The 23,317-nt window shown below is 33.2% G+C and carries 20 protein-coding genes; 4 read left to right on the top strand and 16 right to left on the bottom strand.

Annotated elements, in window-relative coordinates; genetic code table 11:
* Positions 1–42: 42 nt before the first annotated feature.
* Entirely contained in the window at positions 43–903 is an 861-nt protein-coding gene (locus OD917_RS17795; RefSeq protein WP_263524777.1) for a YicC/YloC family endoribonuclease, read from the bottom strand.
* 95 nt (positions 904–998) lie between these two features.
* A complete protein-coding gene (locus OD917_RS17790) occupies positions 999–1,346 on the bottom strand; it encodes an arsenate reductase family protein (protein WP_263524776.1) in 348 nt (115 codons plus the stop codon).
* 79 nt (positions 1,347–1,425) lie between these two features.
* On the opposite strand from OD917_RS17790, the gene OD917_RS17785 reads away from it, so the two are divergent.
* Positions 1,426–1,881, top strand: coding sequence for a DinB family protein (locus tag OD917_RS17785; RefSeq protein WP_263524775.1), 456 nt, complete (start codon positions 1,426–1,428; stop codon positions 1,879–1,881).
* Between the two features lie 31 nt (positions 1,882–1,912).
* On the opposite strand, the gene OD917_RS17780 is transcribed toward OD917_RS17785, so the two are convergent.
* The 13 genes from OD917_RS17780 to uvrC form a co-directional block, all read right to left on the bottom strand.
* Entirely contained in the window at positions 1,913–2,404 is a 492-nt protein-coding gene (locus OD917_RS17780; RefSeq protein ID WP_263524774.1) for a septal ring lytic transglycosylase RlpA family protein, read from the bottom strand.
* Between the two features lie 90 nt (positions 2,405–2,494).
* Positions 2,495–2,917 carry a hypothetical protein gene (locus OD917_RS17775; RefSeq protein ID WP_263524773.1) on the bottom strand — a complete coding sequence of 141 codons (423 nt, stop codon included), beginning with the start codon at positions 2,915–2,917 and terminating at the stop codon, positions 2,495–2,497.
* Between the two features lie 104 nt (positions 2,918–3,021).
* A complete protein-coding gene (locus tag OD917_RS17770) occupies positions 3,022–5,676 on the bottom strand; it encodes a TonB-dependent receptor (protein WP_318013905.1) in 2,655 nt (884 codons plus the stop codon).
* 334 nt (positions 5,677–6,010) lie between these two features.
* Entirely contained in the window at positions 6,011–7,654 is a 1,644-nt protein-coding gene (pgi, locus tag OD917_RS17765; protein WP_263524771.1) for a glucose-6-phosphate isomerase, read from the bottom strand.
* 118 nt (positions 7,655–7,772) lie between these two features.
* Positions 7,773–8,099 carry a hypothetical protein gene (locus tag OD917_RS17760; RefSeq protein ID WP_263524770.1) on the bottom strand — a complete coding sequence of 109 codons (327 nt, stop codon included), beginning with the start codon at positions 8,097–8,099 and terminating at the stop codon, positions 7,773–7,775.
* Between the two features lie 6 nt (positions 8,100–8,105).
* Positions 8,106–8,726 (bottom strand): hypothetical protein, encoded by a 621-nt coding sequence (locus OD917_RS17755; protein WP_263524769.1) that lies wholly within the window; start codon positions 8,724–8,726, stop codon positions 8,106–8,108.
* A 40-nt stretch (positions 8,727–8,766) separates the two neighbouring features.
* The gene (locus tag OD917_RS17750) at positions 8,767–9,987 is read right to left on the bottom strand and encodes a M23 family metallopeptidase (RefSeq protein ID WP_263524767.1); all 1,221 of its coding nucleotides are present in this window, start codon (positions 9,985–9,987) and stop codon (positions 8,767–8,769) included.
* 26 nt (positions 9,988–10,013) lie between these two features.
* The gene (locus tag OD917_RS17745) at positions 10,014–10,955 is read right to left on the bottom strand and encodes a tryptophan 2,3-dioxygenase family protein (protein ID WP_263524765.1); all 942 of its coding nucleotides are present in this window, start codon (positions 10,953–10,955) and stop codon (positions 10,014–10,016) included.
* Positions 10,955–11,725, bottom strand: coding sequence for a DUF3108 domain-containing protein (locus OD917_RS17740; protein WP_263524762.1), 771 nt, complete (start codon positions 11,723–11,725; stop codon positions 10,955–10,957). The genes OD917_RS17745 and OD917_RS17740 overlap by 1 nt, the downstream gene beginning before the upstream one ends.
* A 298-nt stretch (positions 11,726–12,023) precedes the next feature.
* Complete coding sequence (gene hppD / locus OD917_RS17735; RefSeq protein WP_263524761.1) at positions 12,024–13,184, bottom strand: 4-hydroxyphenylpyruvate dioxygenase; 1,161 nt, start codon at positions 13,182–13,184, stop codon at positions 12,024–12,026.
* Positions 13,185–13,356: 172 nt separating this feature from the next.
* Entirely contained in the window at positions 13,357–14,514 is a 1,158-nt protein-coding gene (locus OD917_RS17730) for a homogentisate 1,2-dioxygenase (RefSeq protein ID WP_263524760.1), read from the bottom strand.
* 320 nt (positions 14,515–14,834) lie between these two features.
* The gene (locus tag OD917_RS17725; protein WP_263524758.1) at positions 14,835–17,105 is read right to left on the bottom strand and encodes a patatin-like phospholipase family protein; all 2,271 of its coding nucleotides are present in this window, start codon (positions 17,103–17,105) and stop codon (positions 14,835–14,837) included.
* Between the two features lie 7 nt (positions 17,106–17,112).
* On the bottom strand, positions 17,113–18,906 hold the full coding sequence (gene uvrC, locus OD917_RS17720) for an excinuclease ABC subunit UvrC (protein ID WP_263524756.1): 1,794 nt from the start codon (positions 18,904–18,906) through the stop codon (positions 17,113–17,115).
* Positions 18,907–19,043: 137 nt separating this feature from the next.
* Between uvrC and OD917_RS17715 the strand changes: the two genes are divergently transcribed.
* The 3 genes from OD917_RS17715 to OD917_RS17705 all read left to right on the top strand — a co-directional run bounded on the left by OD917_RS17715 (position 19,044) and on the right by OD917_RS17705 (position 22,467).
* Positions 19,044–20,021, top strand: a complete 978-nt coding sequence (locus OD917_RS17715) for a succinylglutamate desuccinylase/aspartoacylase family protein (RefSeq protein ID WP_263524754.1) — start codon at positions 19,044–19,046, stop codon at positions 20,019–20,021.
* Complete coding sequence (locus OD917_RS17710; RefSeq protein WP_263524753.1) at positions 20,008–20,577, top strand: 5-formyltetrahydrofolate cyclo-ligase; 570 nt, start codon at positions 20,008–20,010, stop codon at positions 20,575–20,577. Before OD917_RS17715 ends, OD917_RS17710 begins: the two co-directional genes overlap by 14 nt.
* Positions 20,578–20,916: 339 nt before the next feature.
* Positions 20,917–22,467 carry a VWA domain-containing protein gene (locus OD917_RS17705; protein ID WP_318013904.1) on the top strand — a complete coding sequence of 517 codons (1,551 nt, stop codon included), beginning with the start codon at positions 20,917–20,919 and terminating at the stop codon, positions 22,465–22,467.
* 82 nt (positions 22,468–22,549) lie between these two features.
* Here the strand turns inward: OD917_RS17705 and OD917_RS17700 are convergent, their stop codons facing one another.
* On the bottom strand, positions 22,550–23,296 hold the full coding sequence (locus OD917_RS17700) for a tetratricopeptide repeat protein (RefSeq protein ID WP_263524751.1): 747 nt from the start codon (positions 23,294–23,296) through the stop codon (positions 22,550–22,552).
* Between the last annotated feature and the right edge of the window lie 21 nt (positions 23,297–23,317).

The following is a 23,317-nucleotide window of genomic DNA, read 5'->3' as shown; positions in this document are numbered from 1 at the left end:
ATAGTTTTCATGCTTAAAAAAGATCAATAAAGGATTTTTAATTTAAAGAACATTCAAAACTTGCTCTTTAATTTTCTCCAATTCATCTTTCATCATCACAACCAATTTCTGCATTTGAGCGTGATTCGATTTTGAACCCATGGTATTGATTTCACGCCCCATTTCCTGAGTAATAAAGCCAAGTTTTCTTCCGTTAGCTTCAGAACCATTTAAAGTTTCTAAAAAGTAATCCAAATGGTTTCCTAAACGCACTTTTTCTTCCGTGATATCTAATTTTTCTAAATAATAGATTAATTCTTGTTCAAAACGGTTTTCGTCAACATTAACTTGCAGTTCTGAAATTGCCGTTTGCAAACGATCTTTAATAGCTTGAACACGTTCAGGATCTAAAGCCAATGTATCGTTCATATACTGACGAATATTTCCAATTCTTAGATTGAATTCTTTTTCAAGCGATTCGCCTTCATCTTTTCTAAAACTTAAGATGTTTTGAAGCGCTTCGTCTATAATAACCTGAATTTGATCCCAATCATCTTCATCGATTTCTTCACGTTCTGTTTTTAATGTATCTGGCATACGAACCGCCATTTTCATTAATTCAGTTTCATCAGCATCAGGGTTAACTTCTTTTAACTGTGCGATATAATATTTTACAACAGGTACATTTACTTTAGTCGAAGTTTGTTCTGCGGTATTTTCGATGTAAATCGCAAAATCAATTTTTCCTCTTTCTAATTTAGTCGAAATCTGAGTTCGTAATCCAAGTTCCATTTCGCGGTAAAGCGATGGCATTCTTACATTCAAATCTAAACCTTTACTGTTTAGGGATTTTACTTCAACGGTAATTTTTTTTGTAGGCAATTGCAAAGAAGCTTTGCCAAACCCTGTCATAGATTGTATCATATAATTGAGTATAAAGGCGCAAAGATAATTAAAAGTTTGATGCCTTGTGTTGTAAATTGTGAATCAGTTTTGTAGGTCAAAATTTACGGTTATTCTTACGTTAGTGCATTTATAACTTCTGCTACATTTTTTTGGCTGTTGCCAATGTAAATTTTACCGTTAATGATAAAAACTGGACGACTTAAGAAAGTATAATGTTCTAAAATATATTTTTTAAAATCAGCTTCAGTTAAAGACTTGTTTTTTAAGTCCATTGATTTGTATAATTGAGCTTTTTTACTGAATAATGCTTCATAACTTCCTGAAAGTTTGTACATTTCTTCAAGCTGATCTTCTGTAATAGGATCTTGTCTTATGTCTTGAAAAACTAAATTGTTTTCGGGTAAACTTTTAATGATTTTTCTGCAGGTATCACAAGATGATAAATAATATATTTTGTTCATGATTTTTGAATTTTATTAGAGTACAAAGAAAATTCATTTGAAACTTAAAAATGCCTAATTTTAGAAAAAAAATAAAATTATGAGTTCAGTTTTTGATGTACAAAAAACGATTAGAGAAATTCTTTTGAAAATTTTAGATAATCATTCATTAGAACAATTAAACAAAATTCCAGATGGTTTTAATAATAATATTATTTGGAATATAGGCCATTGTATTTCTTCGCAACAGGTTTTGGTTTATAAATTATCTGGTCTTCCAACAATGGTTTCTGAAGATTTCATTAACAAATACAGAAAAGGAACCAAGCCTGAAGGCGATGTTACTCAGGCTGAGGTTGACGAAATTAGAACATTGCTTTCGACAACATTAGAAAAAACAAAAAATGATTTTGAAAGTGGTCTTTTTGTTGATTACCACGAATATACTACAAGTGTCGGATTTACGCTTCGTCATGTCCAAGGTGCTTTAGATTTTAATAATTATCACGAAGGACTTCACAGCGGAATTGCAATGGCGTTAAGAAAATTGGTTTAAATAAAAAAATCCCGCTTTATGCGGGATTTTTTTATTCTACTATGGTTTCTATGGTAACCTTCATTGCTCCGGCACCTTTGCTTTTTGTGATGTCCATAAAAGCTCTTTTTGACAAATCGATTTCGCGGGTTTTTACAAAAGGTCCGCGATCTGTAATTTTTACAATAACGAATTTGCCATTGGCTTCGTTTGTTACTTTTACCCTAGTTCCGAAAGGAAGTTTTTTGTGGGCTGCAGTGTAACTGTTGTTGTTGAATCTGCTTCCGTTAGCGGTTCTTTTTCCGTTAAAACGATCTGCGTAGTAGGATGCATGAGCGTTTTTCTTGTATGGTCTAAGCTTTAAACCTTTGTCTGTAAAAACAGAGTCCTCTGGTAAGGGAACGATAGTTGGTTTTACATTTTTAACAGTGTCTTGAACAATTTTAGGTTCTGTTGTAGGTTTGGTTTGGCTTATAACATAGGTAAAGCCGCTAAGTAACGTTAGAGCAATTGTGGCGAATAAAATGTTTTTTTTATTTCTCATGGGTTATTCTTTTTCAGACTTGGGGGGAGTTTGTACAAATAATATGCCGAGATAAAAAAAGCCCTGTAGGAGGGCTTTAATTGGTATTTTTTAGAACCAAAGGTTCCAAGGAATTCTACTTAAAATAAGCAATAATCCTAATCCGTAAAAAATAGCGAAGGTTTTAAATTTAGCTTCACTATTGATTAGTTTTTTATGTTTAGACCATCCAATTGTAATTAGGACGATAGCGATAATATTAATTAGAGGGTGTTCTAATGATGTTAATCTTAATTCTGCGTTAGACATTTGTCCAAAAGCAGCTTTTCCAAGAGGAGAAACAAAATATAAGATTAAACCAATTAATAACTGAGTATGAGTTCCAATTAAAGCAAATAAAGCGATTTTACGATCTTTAACTGTAAACTCTTTTTTGGAAGTAAATCCGATGATTGCATTAACAACTGCAACAAGTAAAAGAAGCAATGCTAAGTACGCCCAACCGGAGTGGAATTTTTGTAGAAAATTATACATAAACTTTGTTTTTTGTTTAAAAACAAATATAGCAAAAAAGGCTATAAAAAAACGGCATTAAACTTAAAAGTCAATGCCGTTTTTATTATTTATTATGGTTCTTATTAGAAGTTGTAACGTAAGCTAAAGTTCCAAGTTCTTCCTAAACCAAAGAAACCTGTATTTGCAACATTGATTCCTTTATAGTTAGTTGAAGTAGCTGTTGTAGCGGTAGCAGTAGTTAATTCAGATAAATAAACTTCATCAAATACGTTGTTTACGTTAAATCTGAAACCAATTGAATCATGGTTGCCTTTACCGATAAACAATTTGTATGAGATACCTGCATCAACTAAATCGTAGCTTGGTAACTCTAAGTTGTTTTTTACAGCACCAACGTTTGAGAACAATTTGTCATAATATCTCCAGTCAGAATCGATTGAAAGGTTTTTAACAAATTCATATCTGAAACCTAAACCGTAAGTAACTTGAGCAGCATCTCCAACTTTTCCACCATCAACATCTTGTTTTGCTTGGTCTAAAGTAGATAAGCTTTCGTCTCTAGTTGTAGTAACTACCTCACCTTTGTATTGCCAGTCTCCAAGAGAAAAGAATCCTGTTAAACTAAGATCTTGCATTGGTTTTGCAGTAAAGTCAAGCTCAAGACCAGTGTGTACTTGTTCTACGCCTTCGTTAGTTTTGTAAATTAAATCTCCTAATTGTAAAGAAGGGTATTTAGTTACATCAGCTGCTGTAGCAGTAGTAGATGTTGTTGTAACTCTGTCTTTCCAAGAGGTTCTATAAGCATTTAAACTTGCAGAGAATACTTTTGAAGAGAAAGTATATCCAGCCTCAAGACCAAAGATTTTTTCGTTTTCTGTCAATGGGTTTACTGCGTTTGTAAAGTTTAAATAGATATTATCGTGGTAAGGTTGACGGTTGTAGTAACCAGCGTTTGCATAAACAGTATGGTGCTCAGCAAATTTATAGCTAGTTCCTCCTTTAACATTGTATCCTACGTTATTAACTTTTTGAGAATCTTGATTTTCTGGTAAGTAATCAAATCTGTCCTCTCTTTGGTGTGATTGATTAGAAAGAGATCCTTGGAAGAATGCAGAGAAATTGTCATTAGAATATTCTAACTGGCTAAATACACCTCCGTAAGAAATTGTTTCTCCATAATCATAATCAATTCTTTGGTCTTCAGCAATTGTATTGAAAGTTGCTGGCCAAGGTAATGCTCTACCAGAATCAGTAACATAGTTGCTTTTCATTGTACCACTTGGGTTGCTATTACCATCTTTAAGGTTTCTTGTATCTGTCCAGCTTGATAATCCCATGAAGTCAGAAACTTGTCTGAAGTGTGTTCCTTTGTAAGTTCTTAAATCAAGACCAACATTTAATGCTAAATTTTCAGTAAGTTGGTTTTTTAAGTTAGATACTAATCCGTACCAAGCATGATTATTAACACTTGATCTAATTACGTAAGCACCATTTGTACTTCTCCCATCAGCGTTTCCTGTACCATCAACAATAGCTTGGTTACTAGCAACAATACCGTCAAAATTAATTTGACCTCCAGCAGGAGTAGCTGGTTTAGTACCGTAGCTTCCAGTTCCTCCACCTCTTCCCCAAGATCCGTATAATACAGTAGAAAGTTGTGTTTTCTCACTGATATCATAATCCCAGTTTAAGTTAGCAACTGGTTTGTGGTAGTAGTTAGTTCTCTCAGATTTGTATTCTCCGTTTTGAGTTCCCCAGTTATTGTTATATTTTCTTCCGTATTTTAAATAACTGTCAATAGACTTTGTAAAGTTTTGATCGTGCCATTGTGGAGCACCAGTTAACAAGAAGTTGAAACTGTGTTTGTCATTAGCTTTGTAACCAACAGAAATGAAGTAAGTTTGTCCTTCACCTCTAGTTCCATCATTGTAACCATCACCTTGCCAGTGAGAAAGCATAACGCTTGTTCCCCATCCGCTTTTGCTAACACCTGTGTTGTAAGCAGCAGTAGTTTTGAAATAATTGTCATTAGCAACACCTAAAGATACAAAACCACCTTCTTGTTTTTCAGTAGCTCTTGTAATAAAGTTTACAGTACCTCCTACAGAAGAAATAGCTAATTTAGAAGAACCTAAACCTCTTTGAATTTGAATTGCATTAGCAATGTCAGACATACCAGACCAGTTAGACCAGTACATTTTTCCGTCTTCCATTCCGTTAATTGGCTGTCCGTTCAATAAGAAAGCCGTGTTATCTTGAGCAAATCCACGTACGTTAACTCTTGAATCTCCATATCCTCCTGATTGTCCTGCAACGTATACAGAAGGTGTGTTAACCATTGTTTGAGTAACGTCTGCAGTACCAATTTTTGCTTGGATATCTGCAGCTTTAATCGTTGAAACTGCGATAGGAGTCTTTCTGTCTTTTGCTAAGTCGATGATTCCTTTACCCATAACTACAATCTCTCCCAATTCATTTGAGTTAGAAGCTAATGTGATAGTTCCTAAGTTTGTAGATGAGCCATTTGTCACTGTGAATTTCACAGTTTGGTTTTCATAACCTAAAAAAGAGATGATAATCTCTCCTGTGCTTGATGGCGAGTTAAGTGTAAATTTACCATCAAAATCTGTTGAAGTTGATATAGTAGATCCTTTGATCACTATATTTGCTCCTGGTAATGAACCTGTTCCGTCGGTAATAGTACCAGTAACTTTTCCTTGAGAAAATACGGTTGAAACTATCATAAAAAATAGTCCGGTCAGTAACCAATTTTTCATTTTCTTCATTTTGTTATTGAGTTAATTGTTTTTGGCAAAATTATAACAAATAACTCAGATAATGTTATCGAAATGTTAAGAAAACAAAGTTTTGTCTTTTGTGCTGCGTATTAAAATGAATTATTCTTTTTTCTTTAAATAAAATGTCGTTTTATTGAATTTATTTGGATGTTTTTTGTTAAAAATATAATTTTTCCAATTGCCTTGTAAGCGAAAACGTGCAATTTAGCGATTTTTTTAAGCTTTTTGTCGGTATTTTAGTAAAAAAAACGCCTTAATTTGAGCTAAATTAAGGCGTTTCAGAATGTTATGAAAAATTTAATTTTCTGTTTTTTTATTTATGTTTCAAGAAATGATTCAATAAAAATGAAGTTGAACTGTCATGATTTTTAACAGTCTTAGAATTGATTTCATCTAAAATAGAATTAGCCAATTGTTTTCCTAATTCAACTCCCCATTGGTCAAAACTAAAGATGTTCCAAATTACTCCTTGAACGAAAATTTTATGTTCGTATAATGCGATCAAAGAACCTAAACTTTTTGGCGTAAGTTTTTGAATCAAAATAGTATTAGTAGGTTTGTTTCCTGTAAAAACTTTAAAAGGTCTTAAATAAGAAGCTTTTTCTGCAGAAAGTCCTTGTTTGTCAAATTCTGCCTGAACTTGTGTTTCTGTTTTCCCATTCATTAATGCTTCTGTTTGTGCAAAAAAGTTCGACATTAATTTATCATGATGATCTTCGTTTCCGTAAAGTGGTTTTACAAATCCGATAAAATCTGTTGGGATCAATTTTGTTCCTTGGTGAATTAATTGAAAGAAAGCGTGTTGCGAATTTGTTCCTGGCTCTCCCCAAATAATTGTTCCAGTTTGGTAATTAACAGGTTTTCCGTCACGGCCAACACTTTTTCCATTACTTTCCATTGTTGCTTGCTGCAAATACGGAGCTAATTTTGATAAATATTGAGTGTACGGAATTAAAGCTTCACTTTCAGCGCCATAAAAATTGTTGTACCAAACACTTAATAAAGCTAAAGTTACTGGAATGTTTTTGTCAAATTCTGCAGATTTAAAATGTTCGTCCATTTCATTTGCTCCAACTAATAATTGGTTGTAATTTTCAAAACCAATTGCCAAAGCGATACTCAAACCAACTGCGCTCCAAAGAGAAAATCTTCCCCCAACCCAGTCCCACATTGGGAAAACGTTGTCTGGATTAATCCCGAATTCTGTTACATTTTTAATGTTTGTAGAAACCGCTGCAAAGTGTTTCGCAATATCTTCCTGAGTTGCCGATTTCAAAAACCATTCTTTTATAGTCTCAGAATTTGAAAGCGTTTCTTGAGTTGTAAAAGTTTTAGAAACAATTACAAACAAAGTTGTTTCTGGATTTAATTTTTTAATTACTTCATTTACGTGATCGCCGTCAACGTTTGAAACGAAATGAAGGTTTAAATGATTTTTGTAAAATTGTAAAGCTTCAACAGCCATAACAGGACCAAGGTCAGAACCACCAATTCCGATATTTACAACATCAGTAAAAGCTTTTCCTGTGTAGCCTTTTCTCTGACCAGAAATTACTTCGTCAGTGAAATTTTTAATTTTATTTTTTACTTCGTATACTTCTGGAATTACGTTTTCTCCATCAACTTTAATCACTGCCGATTCTGGAGCACGTAAAGCAGTATGTAAAACAGCACGATTTTCAGTTTGGTTGATTAATTCTCCTCCAAAATATTGTGCGATAGCATCTTTTACTCCAATTGAATTTGCTAATTCCAATAAAAGAGAAACAGTTTCTTGACTGATATTATTTTTTGAATAATCTACTAAAAAGTCATTCCATTGTAAGTTGAATTTTTCAGCACGAGCACTATCTTGTTGAAACAATTCTTGTATGGTGGTTTTATGAATTGCGTTATAGTGGTTTTGGAGATTTTTCCACGCTTCAGTCCCAGTTGGGTTTGTTGTGTTTAAAGCCATTTTTATCTATAATTGAGTTTGTTTTCTGAAATACAAAAATACTGAAATAACTTTTAAATGCGGAGTGGTTCACGATTATATAACAATTAGTTACGAAAACGTTTTATAGATTCCTAGATTAAATTTTAATGGTTATAATTATTGCGCCATCATTTTCTTTTTCATTATATATTATGCGACTGCTATTTTTGTTTAAAAACTCTAAACTAGATATGTCTGTTTTTTTTAAAGGTACTATTATAGTGTCTTTGTTTTTATCGTAAATTAAAGGTTTTCCGTTTATTACAATTAAAGGTGAAGTGCCTATTTCATTTTGTTCAAAAGTATTATTTACGAATTCTGAAACATAATATTTGCTTTTTCCAGTATCATTTAAGAGAAAAGTTTTTGGTTTAGAACATCCAATTGTAATTGTAGAGAGAGAGATTAATAAAATGTGTTTCATGAAATGTTACCAAAATTTCCACCAAGGTTTCTTGTTAATTGCTATGATTTTTTTAGCTACATCAATGTCAATTCTTTTTGGAGATTCTGTTTTTATTTTAGAATCATCAAAAAACAATTTGCCTTGCTCGTCCATTCCAAGAGGAAGTTTAGTTCTTTCTTTCCAATTTTCAGTTTGTAATTCGGGAATTAAGACAGCATCGATTTTTTCGCGAAAGCGTTTTTGAGCTTTTTCGATAATTTCTTCTTCTAAGTTTGAAGATGAATTTTTGAAAAGTGAAATCGAGTTGTCTGGAATACTTAAAAGAAAAATCTGTGTTTTATCGCCAATTTTCTGAATATCCAATACTTTAAAATAGGCAATTGAATCTAAAAGGAAATGACCAATTTTTGCCGAATCAGGATTAAATTTTGATAAATCTTTGGCGTGAGCACTTGCAATTAAATATCGCAAATTTCCAGAAAGTCCGCCGCCAAGCGAACTCATATCTGTAAAGCCTCTTTCTTGAATTATCTGGCCAATTTTATAGTTTGAAATTAAATTCTCTGAAAGATTAGTGTCTCTGTAAAATAGTTTTAAACCAGAAAAAGTTTCATGATACATGGTTTTGAGGCGCGAATTTTTCATGGTTTTCAATTTAAAAACTAAAATTTTAAAAGTGAATTATTTACAAATTGCCAATGCTGTCCAATTCTCTTTTCAAAGGTTCAATCTGTTTCATGAAACGAGTTCTGTCATTTCCTGTCAAAGATTCTCCAGTTGGAAGGTTCAATCGAAGTGCATCTACTTGAACGCCATTTTTCCAGAAACGATAACAAACGTGAGGACCAGAAGCCAAACCTGTACTTCCAACTAAACCAATTGTCTGGCCTTGAGTAACGCGCTGTCCGCGGCGAACCAAGATTTTAGACATGTGTAAATATTGAGTAGAGTAGGTTCCGTTGTGTTTTACTTTTACGAAATTTCCATTACCTGCAGTATATCCAGTAGTTTCAACAACTCCAGAAGCGGTTGTAGAAATTGGCGTTCCTGTTGGTGCAGCATAATCGGTTCCTTTGTGTGCTTTCCAAGTATGTTGAACAGGGTGAAATCTATTCATTGTGAATCTTGAAGTGATTCGGCTGAATTTGATTGGAGTTTTTAAGAAGAAGTTTTTAAGTGTTTTTCCTTCGTCATCATAATATTCAATCTTTCCTGAAGTAGTATCTTTTTCAAAAGGGAAAGCATAAACGATTTTACCTTTATACTCAAAAAATGCAGCTTCAAGATCTTCAACACCATCATATGTTTTTCCGTTGATGAAACGTTCTGTGAAAATTAATCCGTAACGATCTCCTTTTTTAAGTTTAAAGAAGTCAATCGACCAAGAAAATACTTTTGTAATTCTGCTAGCCAATGCTGTTTCAACATCTTCACCTCCTAAAGTTTCAGACAATGAAGTTTTTAAAACGCCGCCAATCATTTTCCTTTTTAAAGTAACAGGTTTTATTTTTTTGTAAGCTTTGGCTATGCTGTCTCTTAAATCGATAACATAGTAGCTTAAAGCGTCTGGCTGATAAATGAAAACCTGTAAATCATTGGTTTTGTTTTTTGAACGAAGTAAAGTAAAAGGTTTGCCGTAACGAATACTTCTTACATTAAAAGAATCTTTAACTTGTTCAACAATATCAAAAACTTTTTTGTCTCCAATATTTTGGCTTTGAACAATTGACCCAAAAGAATCTCCTTTTGAAATAGTATCATTTACAACATTAAAATCTGCGTAATTAAAACCGAATTCTATTTTTTTGGTTGCTGGTTTAGTGATTTTGGCTTCTACTTTTTCTTCTTCTTTTTTACAAGAAAAAACAGAAAACAAGACAATTAAAATTACGACTGCTTTTTTCAAACTTTATAGATTTTTTGGTGGAGAAATTATTCTTCATTTTCATTCCCCCAATTGGACAATTCTTCTTCGGTCCACAATTTAGGAAAAAAGATGCGTTTTTGGTATTTTGGATGCATATATTTTTGCCAGTCGCTTCCTCCAGTTGCTTCGCCATTTCCTTTTCCGCTTTCTAAAATGTATTTTCTAGCGGTATTTAGGTGTTGCATTACCCAAGTAATATTTACCGTTTGGTCGTAATGGCGCATTGCTGCAATTAATGCTGCATTTTGCTGATCTTCAATTGGTAATTGCGTGAATTTTTGCCAAATATTTTTCGTTTTAAACGAAGCCATTTGTCTTAAAAATTGCCCTTTATATTTTTTCTCAAACTCATTTAATAAGTAAGATTTTTCACCAGTATGATAATCTTTTCCAGCTGCCTGCCAATAAAGATGTTCGAAACTAGTTTCTAAATCAGTGTTTTCGTCAAAGGTTGCTTTGTATCTGCGGTCTGTTAAATTGATAACGTCAGTCGAAGCAAATTCGATCATTCTATATTGTGCACTCTGAAAACCACTTGCTGGAGTAAGAGTATTTCTAAATTTCATGTATTGATCTACTTCCATTCCGTTTTCCATTATACTGAACGAATTGGTAAGCATATCAAAATATCTTGTGATTCTTGATAATCTTTCGCTGAAAAAATCTACTTGGATGTTTTCTGTTTCAGCAATCTGCTCAATTTCCCACAGAATCATTTTGAAAATTAATTCGTTTACCTGATGGTACATGATGAAAACCATTTCGTCAGGAAGTGTGGTGCGTTGTATTTGTAAATTTAAAAGTGCATCAGTTTGAATATAATCCCAATATGTAATTGGTTTAGCCCAAAGCAATCCTTCCAATTGAACATCAGTTTTTTGATTTATGGCTTGAAATTTAAGATCAATTTCTTTTAAAATTGCTTCAGAATTATCTGTAGGGTTCATTATTTTTTTACTTTAAGTGGACTTTTTAATCCTTTATATTCATCAAGATCAGCCTTAAGAGAACCTACTGCTAAATCTGCTTTAATTCTAATAGGAACTTTGTTTACATCATCTGTTATCCAGAGTGTTAAGCTCTCTTTTTCTTTAAATACTCTACCTGTCTGTACTAGTGGTTTGAAGACCATTGTAGAAACCGTGCCAAATTTAGTCGTAATATCTTGACGGCCTACAAATTTTAACTTAAATTTTGTGATTTCTTCATCAAAAAACATGTCTATTGTAATGGCTTCTCCAGATTTCAATTTGTCAATATTTGGATGGTTTCTCAAAAAGTAAAACGCAGATACAATATCTTGTACTTCTTCGGTAACAATAATCGTTTTTTCTGATTTACGTTTATAGTCTTTTACTAAAACTCGGTTTTCATTTTGATTAAAAAAGCCTTCTTGATTTTTGGTGTAACCACCTTCGTCAATTTTTCTAACATATCGATAAGGTTTCCCCGTTTCTTTGTCAAAATAACTTTCGTATAAATCTTCTACTTTAAAGAAAAATTTAGACATACCAGTTGTGTAACCTTTTCCAACAGAATGAAATACTTTTTTATTATTTATGGTAGCATCTTTAACTTCGAGAGTTGCGTAGCCAGCATTTACGATTCCGTAATGTATTCTAAATTTGAAATATTCTCCAGTATCGAAAGCATCTTCTTTTTGAGGCGTAAAAGAGAGTATTGTTAGTGCTAATATAGTGAGGACGAACTTTTTCATAGTATAATCTTTACGTTTTATTATAAAGGTAGATAAATGCAAATTCTATTCCAAATGTACCAAAACAAAAAAACTCAGTCAAAGATGACTGAGTTTTTATGCTATTAACTAACCAAAAAACTATAAATTATGAAATTTATATCAATTCGGAAGGAAACCACCCCTTCCTGATTTGCGAGTGCAAAGATAGATAGAAAGTTCAAAAATCAAATAGCCAAAGTCAAGTTTAACATAACATTTGCAAAAAAAGCATCGTTTTTTAGAGAATTATACTGTTTTGTGTATGAAAATTAACAGTTTACAGTGTTCCTCGCAATTCTTGCTCTCTTTCAATTGACTCAAAAAGGGCTTTAAAGTTACCTGCGCCAAACCCTTTTGCACCCATTCTTTGAATAATTTCGAAGAAAAGCGTAGGTCTGTCTTGAACTGGCTTTGTAAAAATCTGTAATAAGTAACCATCTTCGTCGGCATCAACCATGATCGCCAATTTTTCGATTTCGTTCAAATCTTCTTTCATCATATTCATATGAACACCCAATCTTTCTGGGATTGCTTCGTAATAAGTATGAGGTGGAGCTGATAAAAATTCAACACCACGTGCTCTTAATTGAGATACGGTTTTGATAATATCATCTGTAGCAATGGCGATATGCTGAATTCCAGGACCACCATAGAAATCTAAATACTCTTCAATTTGAGATTTTTTCTTTCCTTCAGCTGGTTCGTTGATTGGAAATTTAATTCTTCCGTTTCCGTTTGACATTACTTTACTCATTAAAGCAGAATATTCTGTAGTAATTTGTTTGTCGTCAAATGATAAGAAGTTTACGAATCCCATAACTTCTTCATAGAATTTTACCCAAGTATTCATTTCGTTCCAGCCTACATTTCCAACCATGTGGTCAATGTATTTTAATCCCGTTGGTTCTGGATTAAAATCAGATTTCCATTCTCTGTAACCTGGCAAGAACACTCCATTGTAGTTTTTTCTTTCTACGAAAATGTGAACTGTTTCTCCGTAAGTATAAATTCCAGAACGAACTACTTGTCCAAATTCATCTTCTTCAACTGTTGGTTCCATGAAAGAACGTGCGCCACGTTTCATAGTTTCTTCGTAAGATTTTGTAGCATCTTCAACCCAAAGAGCCGCAACTTTTACTCCGTCACCATGTTTTTTCAAATGTTCGTTGATTGGTGAATCTGCCGTTAGAGGCGTAGTTAAAACAATTCTGATTTTGTCTTGTTTCAAAACATAAGACGCTCTGTCTTTTACTCCAGTTTCTAATCCCGCATAAGCCAATGACTGGTATCCGAATGCAGATTTATAATAGTGTGCTGCTTGTTTAGCATTCCCTACATAAAATTCTACATAATCTGTTCCTAATAATGGAAGGAAATCTTGTGCTCCTTCAAATATTTTCTCTAATCCGTATTCTACTGATTTTACTTCTTTTGACATAATGTTTATTTGTTTAATCGGTTAATCGTTTAACTGATTTTTCCGAAATGTTGTGTTTAGGTTGTTTTTTTACCGCAAAGAGCGCAAAGGCAATCGCAAGGTTCACAAAGGTTTTTATATCGATCTTTGCGCAAAATCCTTGCGAACTTTGCGGTTAGATCGAAAGTGAAATTTATTCACACCACGATTTATAGTACTGACCGTCATCAAGACCCATTGCTTCTTCGGTAACCATTAATGGACGGAAAGTATCCACCATAACAGCTAATTCTTGAGTTTCTTTGTGACCAATACTACGTTCCATTGCGCCTGGCGCTGGTCCGTGTGGAATTCCTTTTGGGTGTAAAGTGATGTGACCTTGCTCAATATTATTACGGCTCATAAAATCACCATCTACATAATACAGAACTTCATCAGAATCTATATTGCTGTGATTGTATGGCGCCGGAATTGCTTTCGGATGATAATCGTAAAGTCTTGGGCAGAATGAACAAACGACAAAAGTGGCCGTTTCAAAAGTTTGGTGTACTGGCGGCGGTTGATGAACACGTCCCGTTATAGGCTCAAAATTGTGAATTGAAAATCCGTATGGAAAATTGTAACCGTCCCATCCCACAACGTCAAAAGGATGTGTAGCATAAACCACTTCGTGAAGCATGCCTTCTTTTTTGATTTTAATTAAAAAATCACCTTTTTCGTCGTGCGTTTCCAATTCGCTTGGCAAAATAAAATCACGCTCGCAAAATGGAGAATGTTCTAAATGCTGACCAGATTGGTTTTTATATCGTTTTGGAGTATAAAATGGAGAATACGATTCTACATAAAATAGACGATTATCTTCCGTTTCAAATTCTATTTGGTAAATAATGCCACGCGGAATAATTAAATAATCGCCATATTCAAACGGAATATTTCCTAACATGGTTCTTAATTTTCCTTTTCCTCTGTGAATGAAAAGCATTTCATCAGCATCAGCATTTTTGTAGAAATAATTTCTAAGCGATTCTTTCGGTGCAGCCAAACCGATAATGCAGTCTTTATTAACCAACATTGCTTTTCGGCTGTCCAGAAAATCATTTTCAGGATTCAATTCAAAACCTTTAAAAAGAAGTGATTTTATATTTTTTCCGATTGCAATTTTAGGTTCAACTGAATAGGAATTTAAAATTTCTTTGACCTGTGTTGGTCTGTGTATGTGATATGATAACGACGAATGCCCGTGAAAGCCTTCGGTTCCAAACAATTGTTCGTAGTAAAAACCTCCATTTGGTTTTTCAAATTGGGTGTGTCGCTTTTGAGGAAAATCCCCAAGTTTATGATATAGTGGCATGGCTTTTTCAATTAGATAATTAGTAAATTAGATAATTCGAAAATTTGAATTGCAGAGATAAATAATCGGTTCAATTTTTTGTAATTGACTGATTATTTCAATTCGATAGAGCCATTACTCAGGATTTCTCTTGATGAGGAATTGAAGATACTCTAATAAACCTGTCCAATTTGTTTTCATTATAACAAATGTCGTAATTTTTTCGGAGTAAAAATAAAAATTATATTATTTATAACTATAAAATAACTTAGTTTTTTTGATATAATTTTTAGGATGTAAAAAAATAGGCAGAATTTATTGAAGTATTCTCGATTATACTACTAAAATTGAAATCCTATACTAAACCACGTAAAACTTTTTGACATTTCTGGAGACCAAGATTGTTTTACTTCTATAGGGCCAATTATAGTTTCTAAACCATAACCAATTGCGTATCCTGTATATTTTGGCATAGAGACCCAATCGACAGAAGAGAAAATATCATCTCCTAAGTTGGCAAAATTAGCAGATACATTGATGTGATTTTTTTTGAAGATTTCGTAATCAATATTAATATCAGTTTTAATATAACTGTTGCCGGCAATACTTAGAAAATCATATCCGTAGAAATAATTAAAATTATTTATTTTGTTGTAGCCATAACCTCCAAGTATAAAATCAAAAAACGGAACGCTATCGCTGCCAATATTAAACCCAGCATCGGCTCCAAATTTTATGGTTGCTTTTCTAAATAATGGTCTAACAACTGACACCTCGGCTTTTGCAATCGAAAAAGGTTTAAATTGCTGAGTATAATCTGATGATGCCATATAAGTTTGCAAATCTGTAGAAAAATATAATCCAGAACTTGGGTAATATTTTTCATCTAGCGAATCGTATTTTAAATAGGCAAAGGCACTAAAATAATTGCTTTTTTCAATTATGTTGTCTTCGTTGGTAAGGGTTGGTGAGCTAATTTTTAGATATTTATATTCTAATCCACCGCCCATTAAAAATTTCTGCACAAAAATAGTCTGGAAATAAGCTTGATTGGTCACATCCATGAAATCAACATTAATAAGGTTGACATTTGGATTTTCTTTAAGAACGCCACTCAAACTAGTAGTTACATTTCGATTAAATTGATTCAATCTGGAACGGAAACCAAAACTGATATTAAAACCATTCTCAACATAATAATTAAAATCATATCTAAAATTATCACCTAAAATGATATCCAGAGAAGTAACATCGTTTTTTAAGAAAGTCTTTTTATGAGTAAGATTTAATAAAACGGCACTTTTGTAAAGACCATCATAATGAAGTCCAAGTTTTAAATAAGTCTGCGTCGGATTTTCTCTTAGAACCAAATCAAGATCATCTTTGCCTCCGTTTGGCTGAAGACAATATGAAATAGTGCTAAAGTTTTGAGTAGCATTTAAGTTATTGATTCCGGTTTTAAGACCGTCGTAAGTTATAGTGCTTCCAGGCTTAAAACGAAGTTTTCCGCGAATATATTCTTTGGTGTAATTTTCTAATTTATCAGTATTTATATTCTGTATTTGAAGAGTGTCTGTGCCAATTTTCAGTTTTGGTTTTTTATAAAAATTGTTTTCATCTGTTAATGATTTGATTTTTTCATAAACAGCAAAAGCAGCTTCTTCACCTTTTCTAATAATTTCTTCACCTCTGTCAAATGAAATTACGCCAAAATCACGAATATCTGGTCTTATGTAAATATCCGTGTCTTTAATTTTGCTTTTCATTTTTTCTATAGATTGCAGATTGGTGATCTGAACTAAGATTCGAGTGGCATTTTTCAGATTTTTTCTTTTCATCAAATCGTCCTGAACATCCACACCAATAATTATATCAGCACCAAGATTTCGAACTTCTTGTATTGGATAATTGTTTACAACACCACCGTCAACTAATAAATTTCCATCAATCTCTACAGGAGTAAATAGGGAAGGGAAAGCCGCACTCGCCATCATGGCTTGAACAAGATTTCCTTTATTTAATAAAACTTCTTCACCCGTTTCAATATTAGTTCCGATACATAAAAAGGGAGTTGGTAGTTTATTGAAATCACGAACATGACGCACATTTCTAGTTAAACTACTCAATAAATTGTAATTGTACATTCCTTTTGAAAGTGCTTCTGGAATGCCTACTCTGAAATTACTAAAAGGCAAAACGACAGCATATAATTCGTCGTTCTTTTTACCATAAAAATTCTTAGAAGAACGCGGAATATAATCGTTTATTAATTCGTCAAAATTGGTTTGTTTGAAAATGGAATCTATTTGCGAAGCATTGTAACCAGAAGCATAAAGTCCGCCAATTACAGATCCCATGCTGGTTCCGCCAATGTAGTCAATTTTGATTCCGGCTTCTTCCAAAACTTTTAAAACTCCAATGTGCGCAAAACCTTTGGCGCCACCGCCACTTAAAACTAATCCGATTTTTGGTCTTTTAACACTGTCTTTTTTTATTTCCTGAGAAAATGATTTTTGCGAAAAGAAAAATGCTGTAAAAAAAACAAATGCAAATATGCCCCAAGAAACTCCTTTTGACCAAATATTTGAAATGTACAGTTTTGATGGGTGCATAAATTCTTTAGTTGGTTTTGTAAAAATCGACAATTTTTTTGGCTTTAGAAACACCTATAACGTCTGAAATTTCTTTTTCTGTGGCTAATTTTAATCTTTTAACACTTTTGAAATGTTGTATTAATGTTGTCATTGTCTTTTCGCCAATTCCAGGAATGCTTTCTACCGAAGAATTAAGCGCCGATTTACTTCGTTTATCTCTATGAAAAGTAATTCCAAATCGGTGTGCTTCATTTCTTAAATGCTGAATCACTTTTAAAGTTTCTGATTTTTTATCCAAATACAACGGAATAGAATCTCCGGGATAAAAAAGCTCTTCGAGACGTTTTGCGATTCCGATAATGGCCACTTTTCCTCGTAATCCTAAATCATCAATACTTTTTAGCGCTGCCGAAAGCTGTCCTTTTCCACCGTCAATAATAATCAATTGCGGAAGAGGTTCATTTTCGTCCAACAATCTTTTGTAGCGGCGGTAAACAATTTCAGTCATCGAAGCAAAATCGTTCGGTCCTTCAACGGTTTTGACATTAAAATGGCGGTAATCTTTTTTGCTTGGTTTTCCGTCTTTAAAAACTACACAAGCCGCAACAGGATTCGTTCCTTGAATGTTCGAGTTATCAAAACATTCGATGTGTCGAGGTTCAGAAGGAAGACGTAAATCTTTCTGCATCTGAGCCATAATTCGATTTACGTGGCGATCGGGATCTACAATTTGCAATTGTTTCAATTGTTCAATTCGATAAAACTTGGCATTTCGAATTGATAAATCTAAAATCTGTTTTTTATCTCCAAGTTGCGGAACTGTTATTTTAATGTTTTCACCCAAATCCAATTCAAAAGGAACAATGATTTCTTTTGATAATAATTGAAAACGCTCACGAAGTTCTACAATCGCAAGTTCTAATAATTCTTCGTCGCTTTCGTCTAGCTTTTTTTTCATTTCTAAAGTGTGCGAACGAATAATCGAACCATGAGAAATTTGTAGAAAGTTGACATAAGCCGCACTTTCGTCAGAAACAATCGAGAAAACATCAATATTAGTAATCTTCGGATTGATAATCGTAGATCGAGATTGGTAATTTTCCAGAACTTCAATCTTTTCTTTGATTTTTTGCGCTTCTTCAAATTGTAAATTCTGCGCATAAGTGTTCATCAATTTTTTAAAATCCTTTAAACTTTCTTTGAAGTTTCCTTTTAGGATTTCGCGAATCGCATTGACTTGTCTTTGATATTCTTCTAAAGGTTCTAGACCTTCGCAAGGACCTTTACAATTGCCAATGTGATATTCCAGACACACTTTAAATTTTCCCGAATTAATATTCGACTCGCTCAAATCATAATTACAAGTTCGAAGCGGATATAATTCTTTAATCAAATCCAAAATTGTATACACCATTTTAAAATTGGTGTATGGGCCAAAATATTCAGAGCCGTCTTTGACCATTCTTCTAGTTAAAAATATTCTAGAAAAAGGTTCTTTTTTAATGCAAATCCAAGGATAACTTTTGTCATCACGAAGCAATACATTGTATCGTGGCTGAAGTGTTTTAATTAAATTATTTTCTAATAAAAGCGCATCGGTTTCCGTTGGAACTACAATGTGTTTTATAGTCACGATTTTTTTTACCAATACATTAGTTTTGGCTGTATCGTGAATTTTATTGAAATAAGAAGAAACCCTTTTTTTTAAATTTTTGGCTTTGCCTACATACAAGATTTTCCCGTCTTTATCATAATATTGATAGACGCCAGGATTATCTGGTAAAGTTAAAATTTGAAGATCTAAGGCTGGTTTTTGCATTCTTTTTTATGTCTGAAGATACTCGAAAAGCTTTTTTCAAAAACCATTCCGATTTCTAAAAGAAGCTTAACATTGAATTAGTTTCAAATTTACGAAATCAAAAGAATAATTTCTATATTTAGATTTTATAATTCTACATGAAAAATAGTGCTCCATTGGTTATTTTCGGCGAATCGATTTTGCCGGGAGAACATAGAACCATAAACGTCGAAATTGCTAGACTGCATACCACAACTAAACTGAATATTCCTGTTATTGTGCGCCGTTCCAAACATGAAGGCCCAACTGTTTTATTTTCTGCGGGAATACACGGAGACGAAATTAACGGTGTTGAAATTGTCCGTCAGATTATCAGTAAAAAAATAAATAGACCAGCTCGCGGCACAATAATTTGTATTCCAGTCATCAATATGTACGGTTTTGTGAATAAATCTCGAGAATTTCCAGACGGGCGTGATTTAAATCGTGTTTTTCCAGGAAGTAAGAAAGGGTCGCTTGCCAGTAGATTTGCTTATCATATTGTCGAAGAAATTCTGCCGATTTTAGATTATGCAGTCGATTTTCATGCTGGTGGAGCAAGCCGTTTTAATGCGCCGCAAATAAGAATTACCGAAAATAATCCTGAACTGAAAGTTTTAGCAGATGTATTTAACGCGCCATTTACGTTATATTCCAAAAACATAAATGGTTCTTTCAGAAAAACTTCTGAAAGCGCCAATGTGAAAATGCTGCTTTTTGAGGGCGGAAAATCTTTAGATATCAATAACGAAATTGCAAATCAAGGTGTTTTGGGAACCAAACGTTTGCTTCATTATTTGGGAATGTTGGATTCTAAACAAATTATGGAACCTGCCTTAACTCCTTCAATTTACATTAAACAATCAGTTTGGCTTCGTGCTAAATGTTCGGGTTTGCTGCATGATTTTAATTTAGTTGGAAAATATGTAACCAAAGGTACTATCTTGGCTATTATTACAGATCCGTTTGGGAAATTTGAACAAAAAGTCAAAGCGCCGCATGATGGTTTTGTAATTAATGCCAATCATTCGCCAATTGTTTACGAAGGCGATGCAATTTATCATTTATCTAAAGTCCCAGACAATGCCGACGAGTAAAAAAGAACTTCGAATAGAATATAAAAATTTCCGTAAAGCTCTTTCTTTTGATGAAGTAGAAGAGAAGAGTTTGGCAATTGCAAATCAATTAATCCAAATGCCAATTTGGGATAAAATCTATTATCATGTTTTTCTTCCAATCGAAGAACAAAAAGAAGTGAATACCGAATATGTCCTGCATTTACTTTCTGGAAAAGATAAAGAAATCTTAGTTTCTAAAAGTGATTTTGAAACCAGAAAAATGATGCATTTTCTTTTAACAGATAATACTAAAATCAGAAAAAACGAATATAATATCCCTGAGCCCGTTGATGGAATTGAAGTGCCTTCGTCTAAAGTTGAAGTGGTTTTTGTACCGCTTTTAGCTTTTGATATTTTTGGAAACAGAATTGGTTACGGAAAAGGTTTTTATGATAAATTCCTTGCCGAATGCAAACCTGAAACGATTAAAATTGGACTTTCTTTTTTTGAAGCCGTAAACCAGATTGATGATGTTTTTGAATCGGATATTAAATTGGATTATTGCGTTACGCCAGAGAAAATTTATCAGTTTTAATTTAACTGCAAAAAAACGCATTTTTTTTACACCTCATTTTACTATAGAGACGCACTGCGGTGCGTCTAACACAATCTTTGTCGATATGCTGGGTGTAGACGCACTGCGGTGCGTCTCTACAATCTGTGTGGAAAAGAAAAAAACAAAAAATATTTCCGCGCAAAATGCCTTTAAAAACAAGGGATTTCTAAATTATTTTCAAGTAAGAAAAATATTTGTAAAAAATTTGGCACGATTTTGCATGCTCGAAAATTGCAAATAATCACCTCTAGTAAATCCGGAATGCTAGTCCTTATTTGAAGCCTATAACCTTTTATTAATTTTTTAAAAACTTACTTTATGAGAAATCTTAATTTCTTTATGATGGCATTCCTTGTACTTACTATTTTCGGCTGTAAGAAAGTTGATTATGCTACCGTGGAAACTGCAGATTCTACTGCAGTTGCAGCTACGACCGATTTAATTGAAGAGGAAAATTATATTCCTGAAACCAATACAGAAAGTTATGCAGGATTAGAAGAAAATCCGTTTGAATCTCCGCTCAAAGAACCGCTTTCTACTTTTTCTATCGATGTTGATAACGCATCTTATACCAATATCCGCAGATTTATAAACGAAGGGCAGAAAGTTCCAAAAGATGCTGTTCGAGTTGAGGAAATGATCAACTTCTTTAAATACAAATATCCACAGCCAGATGGCGAGCATCCATTTTCCATTAACACAGAATACAGTGATTGTCCTTGGAATAAAAACAGCCGATTACTAAAAATTGGTTTGCAGGGAAAAAACATTCCAATGGCAAATTTGCCGGCTTCTAATCTGGTTTTTTTAGTTGACGTTTCAGGTTCGATGGACGAACAGAATAAATTGCCATTGCTGAAAGAATCGATGAAAGTTCTGGTAAAAGAACTTAGAAGAATTGACAAAGTTTCGATTGTGGTTTATGCAGGATCTGCGGGAGTAGTTTTAGAACCAACTTCTGGAGATAATAAAGATGAAATTATGGATGCTTTTGATAATTTGCAGGCAGGTGGAAGCACGGCTGGAGGGGAAGGAATAGAATTAGCGTATAAACTTGCACAGCAGAATTTTATCAAAGAAGGAAACAATAGAGTAGTGATTGCTACTGACGGTGATTTTAATGTTGGCGCTTCTTCTGATGATGATATGCTGAAATTGATTGAGCAAAAAAGAGAATCTGGTGTTTTCTTAACCGTTTTAGGTTTTGGAATGGGGAATTACAAAGACAGTAAAATGGAAATTTTGGCTGATAAAGGAAATGGAAATTACGCTTATATCGATAACATTCAAGAAGCAAATCGTTTTCTTGGAAAAGAATTTAAAGGATCAATGTTTGCTATCGCGAAAGATGTAAAAATACAAATTGAGTTTAATCCAAATCATGTTCAAGCATATCGATTGATTGGTTATGAAAACCGAAAACTGAATGCAGAAGATTTCAAAAATGATAAAATTGATGCAGGAGAATTAGGTAGCGGACATTCAGTTACAGCTTTGTATGAGATTGTTCCGGTTGGTGTAGAAAGCGATTATGTTCCTTCGGATCTAAAATATACTAAAACGCAAAAAGCACCTGAAAATCATAGTGATGAGTTGGCTACAGTGAAATTTAGATATAAAAAACCTGATGGCAACAAAAGTGTTGAAATTGTAAATGTTATTGGAGACAAGAAAACGGACTTAGAAAACAGTTCTCAAGATTTCAAATTTACGACTGCTGTTTCTTGGTTCGGATTAAAATTACGTGAATCAAAATATATAGCAAACAGTTCAAGTTCGGATATCAAAAGATTAGCAAAATCTGGTTTATCAAATGACGAAGAAGGATACAGATCTGAGTTTGTCAGATTGGTTGATGCAGTAAATTAATTCAAATTTCAAAAATGAAAAAATCCCAAATTCCAATCTTACTTTGGAATTTGGGATTTCTATATTTAAATATTTTAAAACTTTATTTTACTTCTTTGATAGTTGAAGAATCGATCCAGCCTTGAGTTCCGTCTGTCAATTCGATTTTTTTCCAACCAGCAACACTTTCTAAGACATAAACTTTTGCTCCTTCATGCAATAAAATAATTCCGTTCGAAGATTTTTGAGGTTCATGTCGAACTTGGCTTAATTCAGAAAAAACAATAGCAACACGATCATTATCAAAATGGTTTTTTTCAGACATTCCAGCTGAAATGCTTAAAGCAAAAGCAACCAAAACAATAAACATTCCAACAAAATAAATTCTTTTTGCAAGTGTAGCGTTTGAGAAATAATAGCCAATAAAACTCAATAAGAACACAAAACCAAGCGCAATAGAAATTTTAGCCCAAGTATTGTAATCAAATATTGATGTAAAGTTTTGAATTAGTTTTGCAAATCCCACTTTAGGAACTTCTTTTATCTCGTCAATCGTTAGCTTTTTAGCAAATTTTAGATTGTTTAAAGTTTCTGGGTCATTTGGTTTAAGAACCAGAGCTTTTTCATAATTATAAATCGAAGGCGCAACCTGATTTAGTTTATAATAACAGTTCCCCAAATTAAAATACACTTCAGCAGAATGTAATTTGTCTTCTGTTATAATGTTTTCATAAACCTGCGCAGCTTCTTTATATTGTCCCTTTTGGTACAACGCATTAGCCGATTCAAAACGCCCTTGCGCAAAGAAAACCTGCGAGATGAATAAAAAGAGATATAGTATGTTTTTCATTTTCTTTATAATAAGATTTTC

The sequence above is a fragment of the Flavobacterium sp. SH_e genome (genome assembly GCF_025717045.1).
Lineage (GTDB): Bacteria > Bacteroidota > Bacteroidia > Flavobacteriales > Flavobacteriaceae > Flavobacterium.
Note: the sequence above shows the minus strand (reverse complement) of the source record. Positions and strands in the feature narration are given on the sequence as shown.

Excerpts from the sequence above, each read along its gene's own strand:
- OD917_RS17710 (WP_263524753.1), top strand. The coding sequence starts at position 20,008 with ATGCCGACGAGTAAAAAAGAACTTCGAATAGAATATAAAAATTTCCGT.
- uvrC (WP_263524756.1), bottom strand. The coding sequence starts at position 18,906 with ATGCAAAAACCAGCCTTAGATCTTCAAATTTTAACTTTACCAGATAAT.
- OD917_RS17715 (WP_263524754.1), top strand. The coding sequence starts at position 19,044 with ATGAAAAATAGTGCTCCATTGGTTATTTTCGGCGAATCGATTTTGCCG.
- OD917_RS17795 (WP_263524777.1), bottom strand. The coding sequence starts at position 903 with ATGATACAATCTATGACAGGGTTTGGCAAAGCTTCTTTGCAATTGCCT.
- OD917_RS17760 (WP_263524770.1), bottom strand. The coding sequence starts at position 8,099 with ATGAAACACATTTTATTAATCTCTCTCTCTACAATTACAATTGGATGT.
- pgi (WP_263524771.1), bottom strand. The coding sequence starts at position 7,654 with ATGGCTTTAAACACAACAAACCCAACTGGGACTGAAGCGTGGAAAAAT.
- OD917_RS17785 (WP_263524775.1), top strand. The coding sequence starts at position 1,426 with ATGAGTTCAGTTTTTGATGTACAAAAAACGATTAGAGAAATTCTTTTG.
- OD917_RS17780 (WP_263524774.1), bottom strand. The coding sequence starts at position 2,404 with ATGAGAAATAAAAAAAACATTTTATTCGCCACAATTGCTCTAACGTTA.
- OD917_RS17730 (WP_263524760.1), bottom strand. The coding sequence starts at position 14,514 with ATGCCACTATATCATAAACTTGGGGATTTTCCTCAAAAGCGACACACC.
- OD917_RS17700 (WP_263524751.1), bottom strand. The coding sequence starts at position 23,296 with ATGAAAAACATACTATATCTCTTTTTATTCATCTCGCAGGTTTTCTTT.
- OD917_RS17755 (WP_263524769.1), bottom strand. The coding sequence starts at position 8,726 with ATGAAAAATTCGCGCCTCAAAACCATGTATCATGAAACTTTTTCTGGT.
- OD917_RS17705 (WP_318013904.1), top strand. The coding sequence starts at position 20,917 with ATGAGAAATCTTAATTTCTTTATGATGGCATTCCTTGTACTTACTATT.
- hppD (WP_263524761.1), bottom strand. The coding sequence starts at position 13,184 with ATGTCAAAAGAAGTAAAATCAGTAGAATACGGATTAGAGAAAATATTT.
- OD917_RS17745 (WP_263524765.1), bottom strand. The coding sequence starts at position 10,955 with ATGAACCCTACAGATAATTCTGAAGCAATTTTAAAAGAAATTGATCTT.
- OD917_RS17725 (WP_263524758.1), bottom strand. The coding sequence starts at position 17,105 with ATGCACCCATCAAAACTGTACATTTCAAATATTTGGTCAAAAGGAGTT.
- OD917_RS17790 (WP_263524776.1), bottom strand. The coding sequence starts at position 1,346 with ATGAACAAAATATATTATTTATCATCTTGTGATACCTGCAGAAAAATC.
- OD917_RS17740 (WP_263524762.1), bottom strand. The coding sequence starts at position 11,725 with ATGAAAAAGTTCGTCCTCACTATATTAGCACTAACAATACTCTCTTTT.
- OD917_RS17770 (WP_318013905.1), bottom strand. The coding sequence starts at position 5,676 with ATGAAAAATTGGTTACTGACCGGACTATTTTTTATGATAGTTTCAACC.
- OD917_RS17775 (WP_263524773.1), bottom strand. The coding sequence starts at position 2,917 with ATGTATAATTTTCTACAAAAATTCCACTCCGGTTGGGCGTACTTAGCA.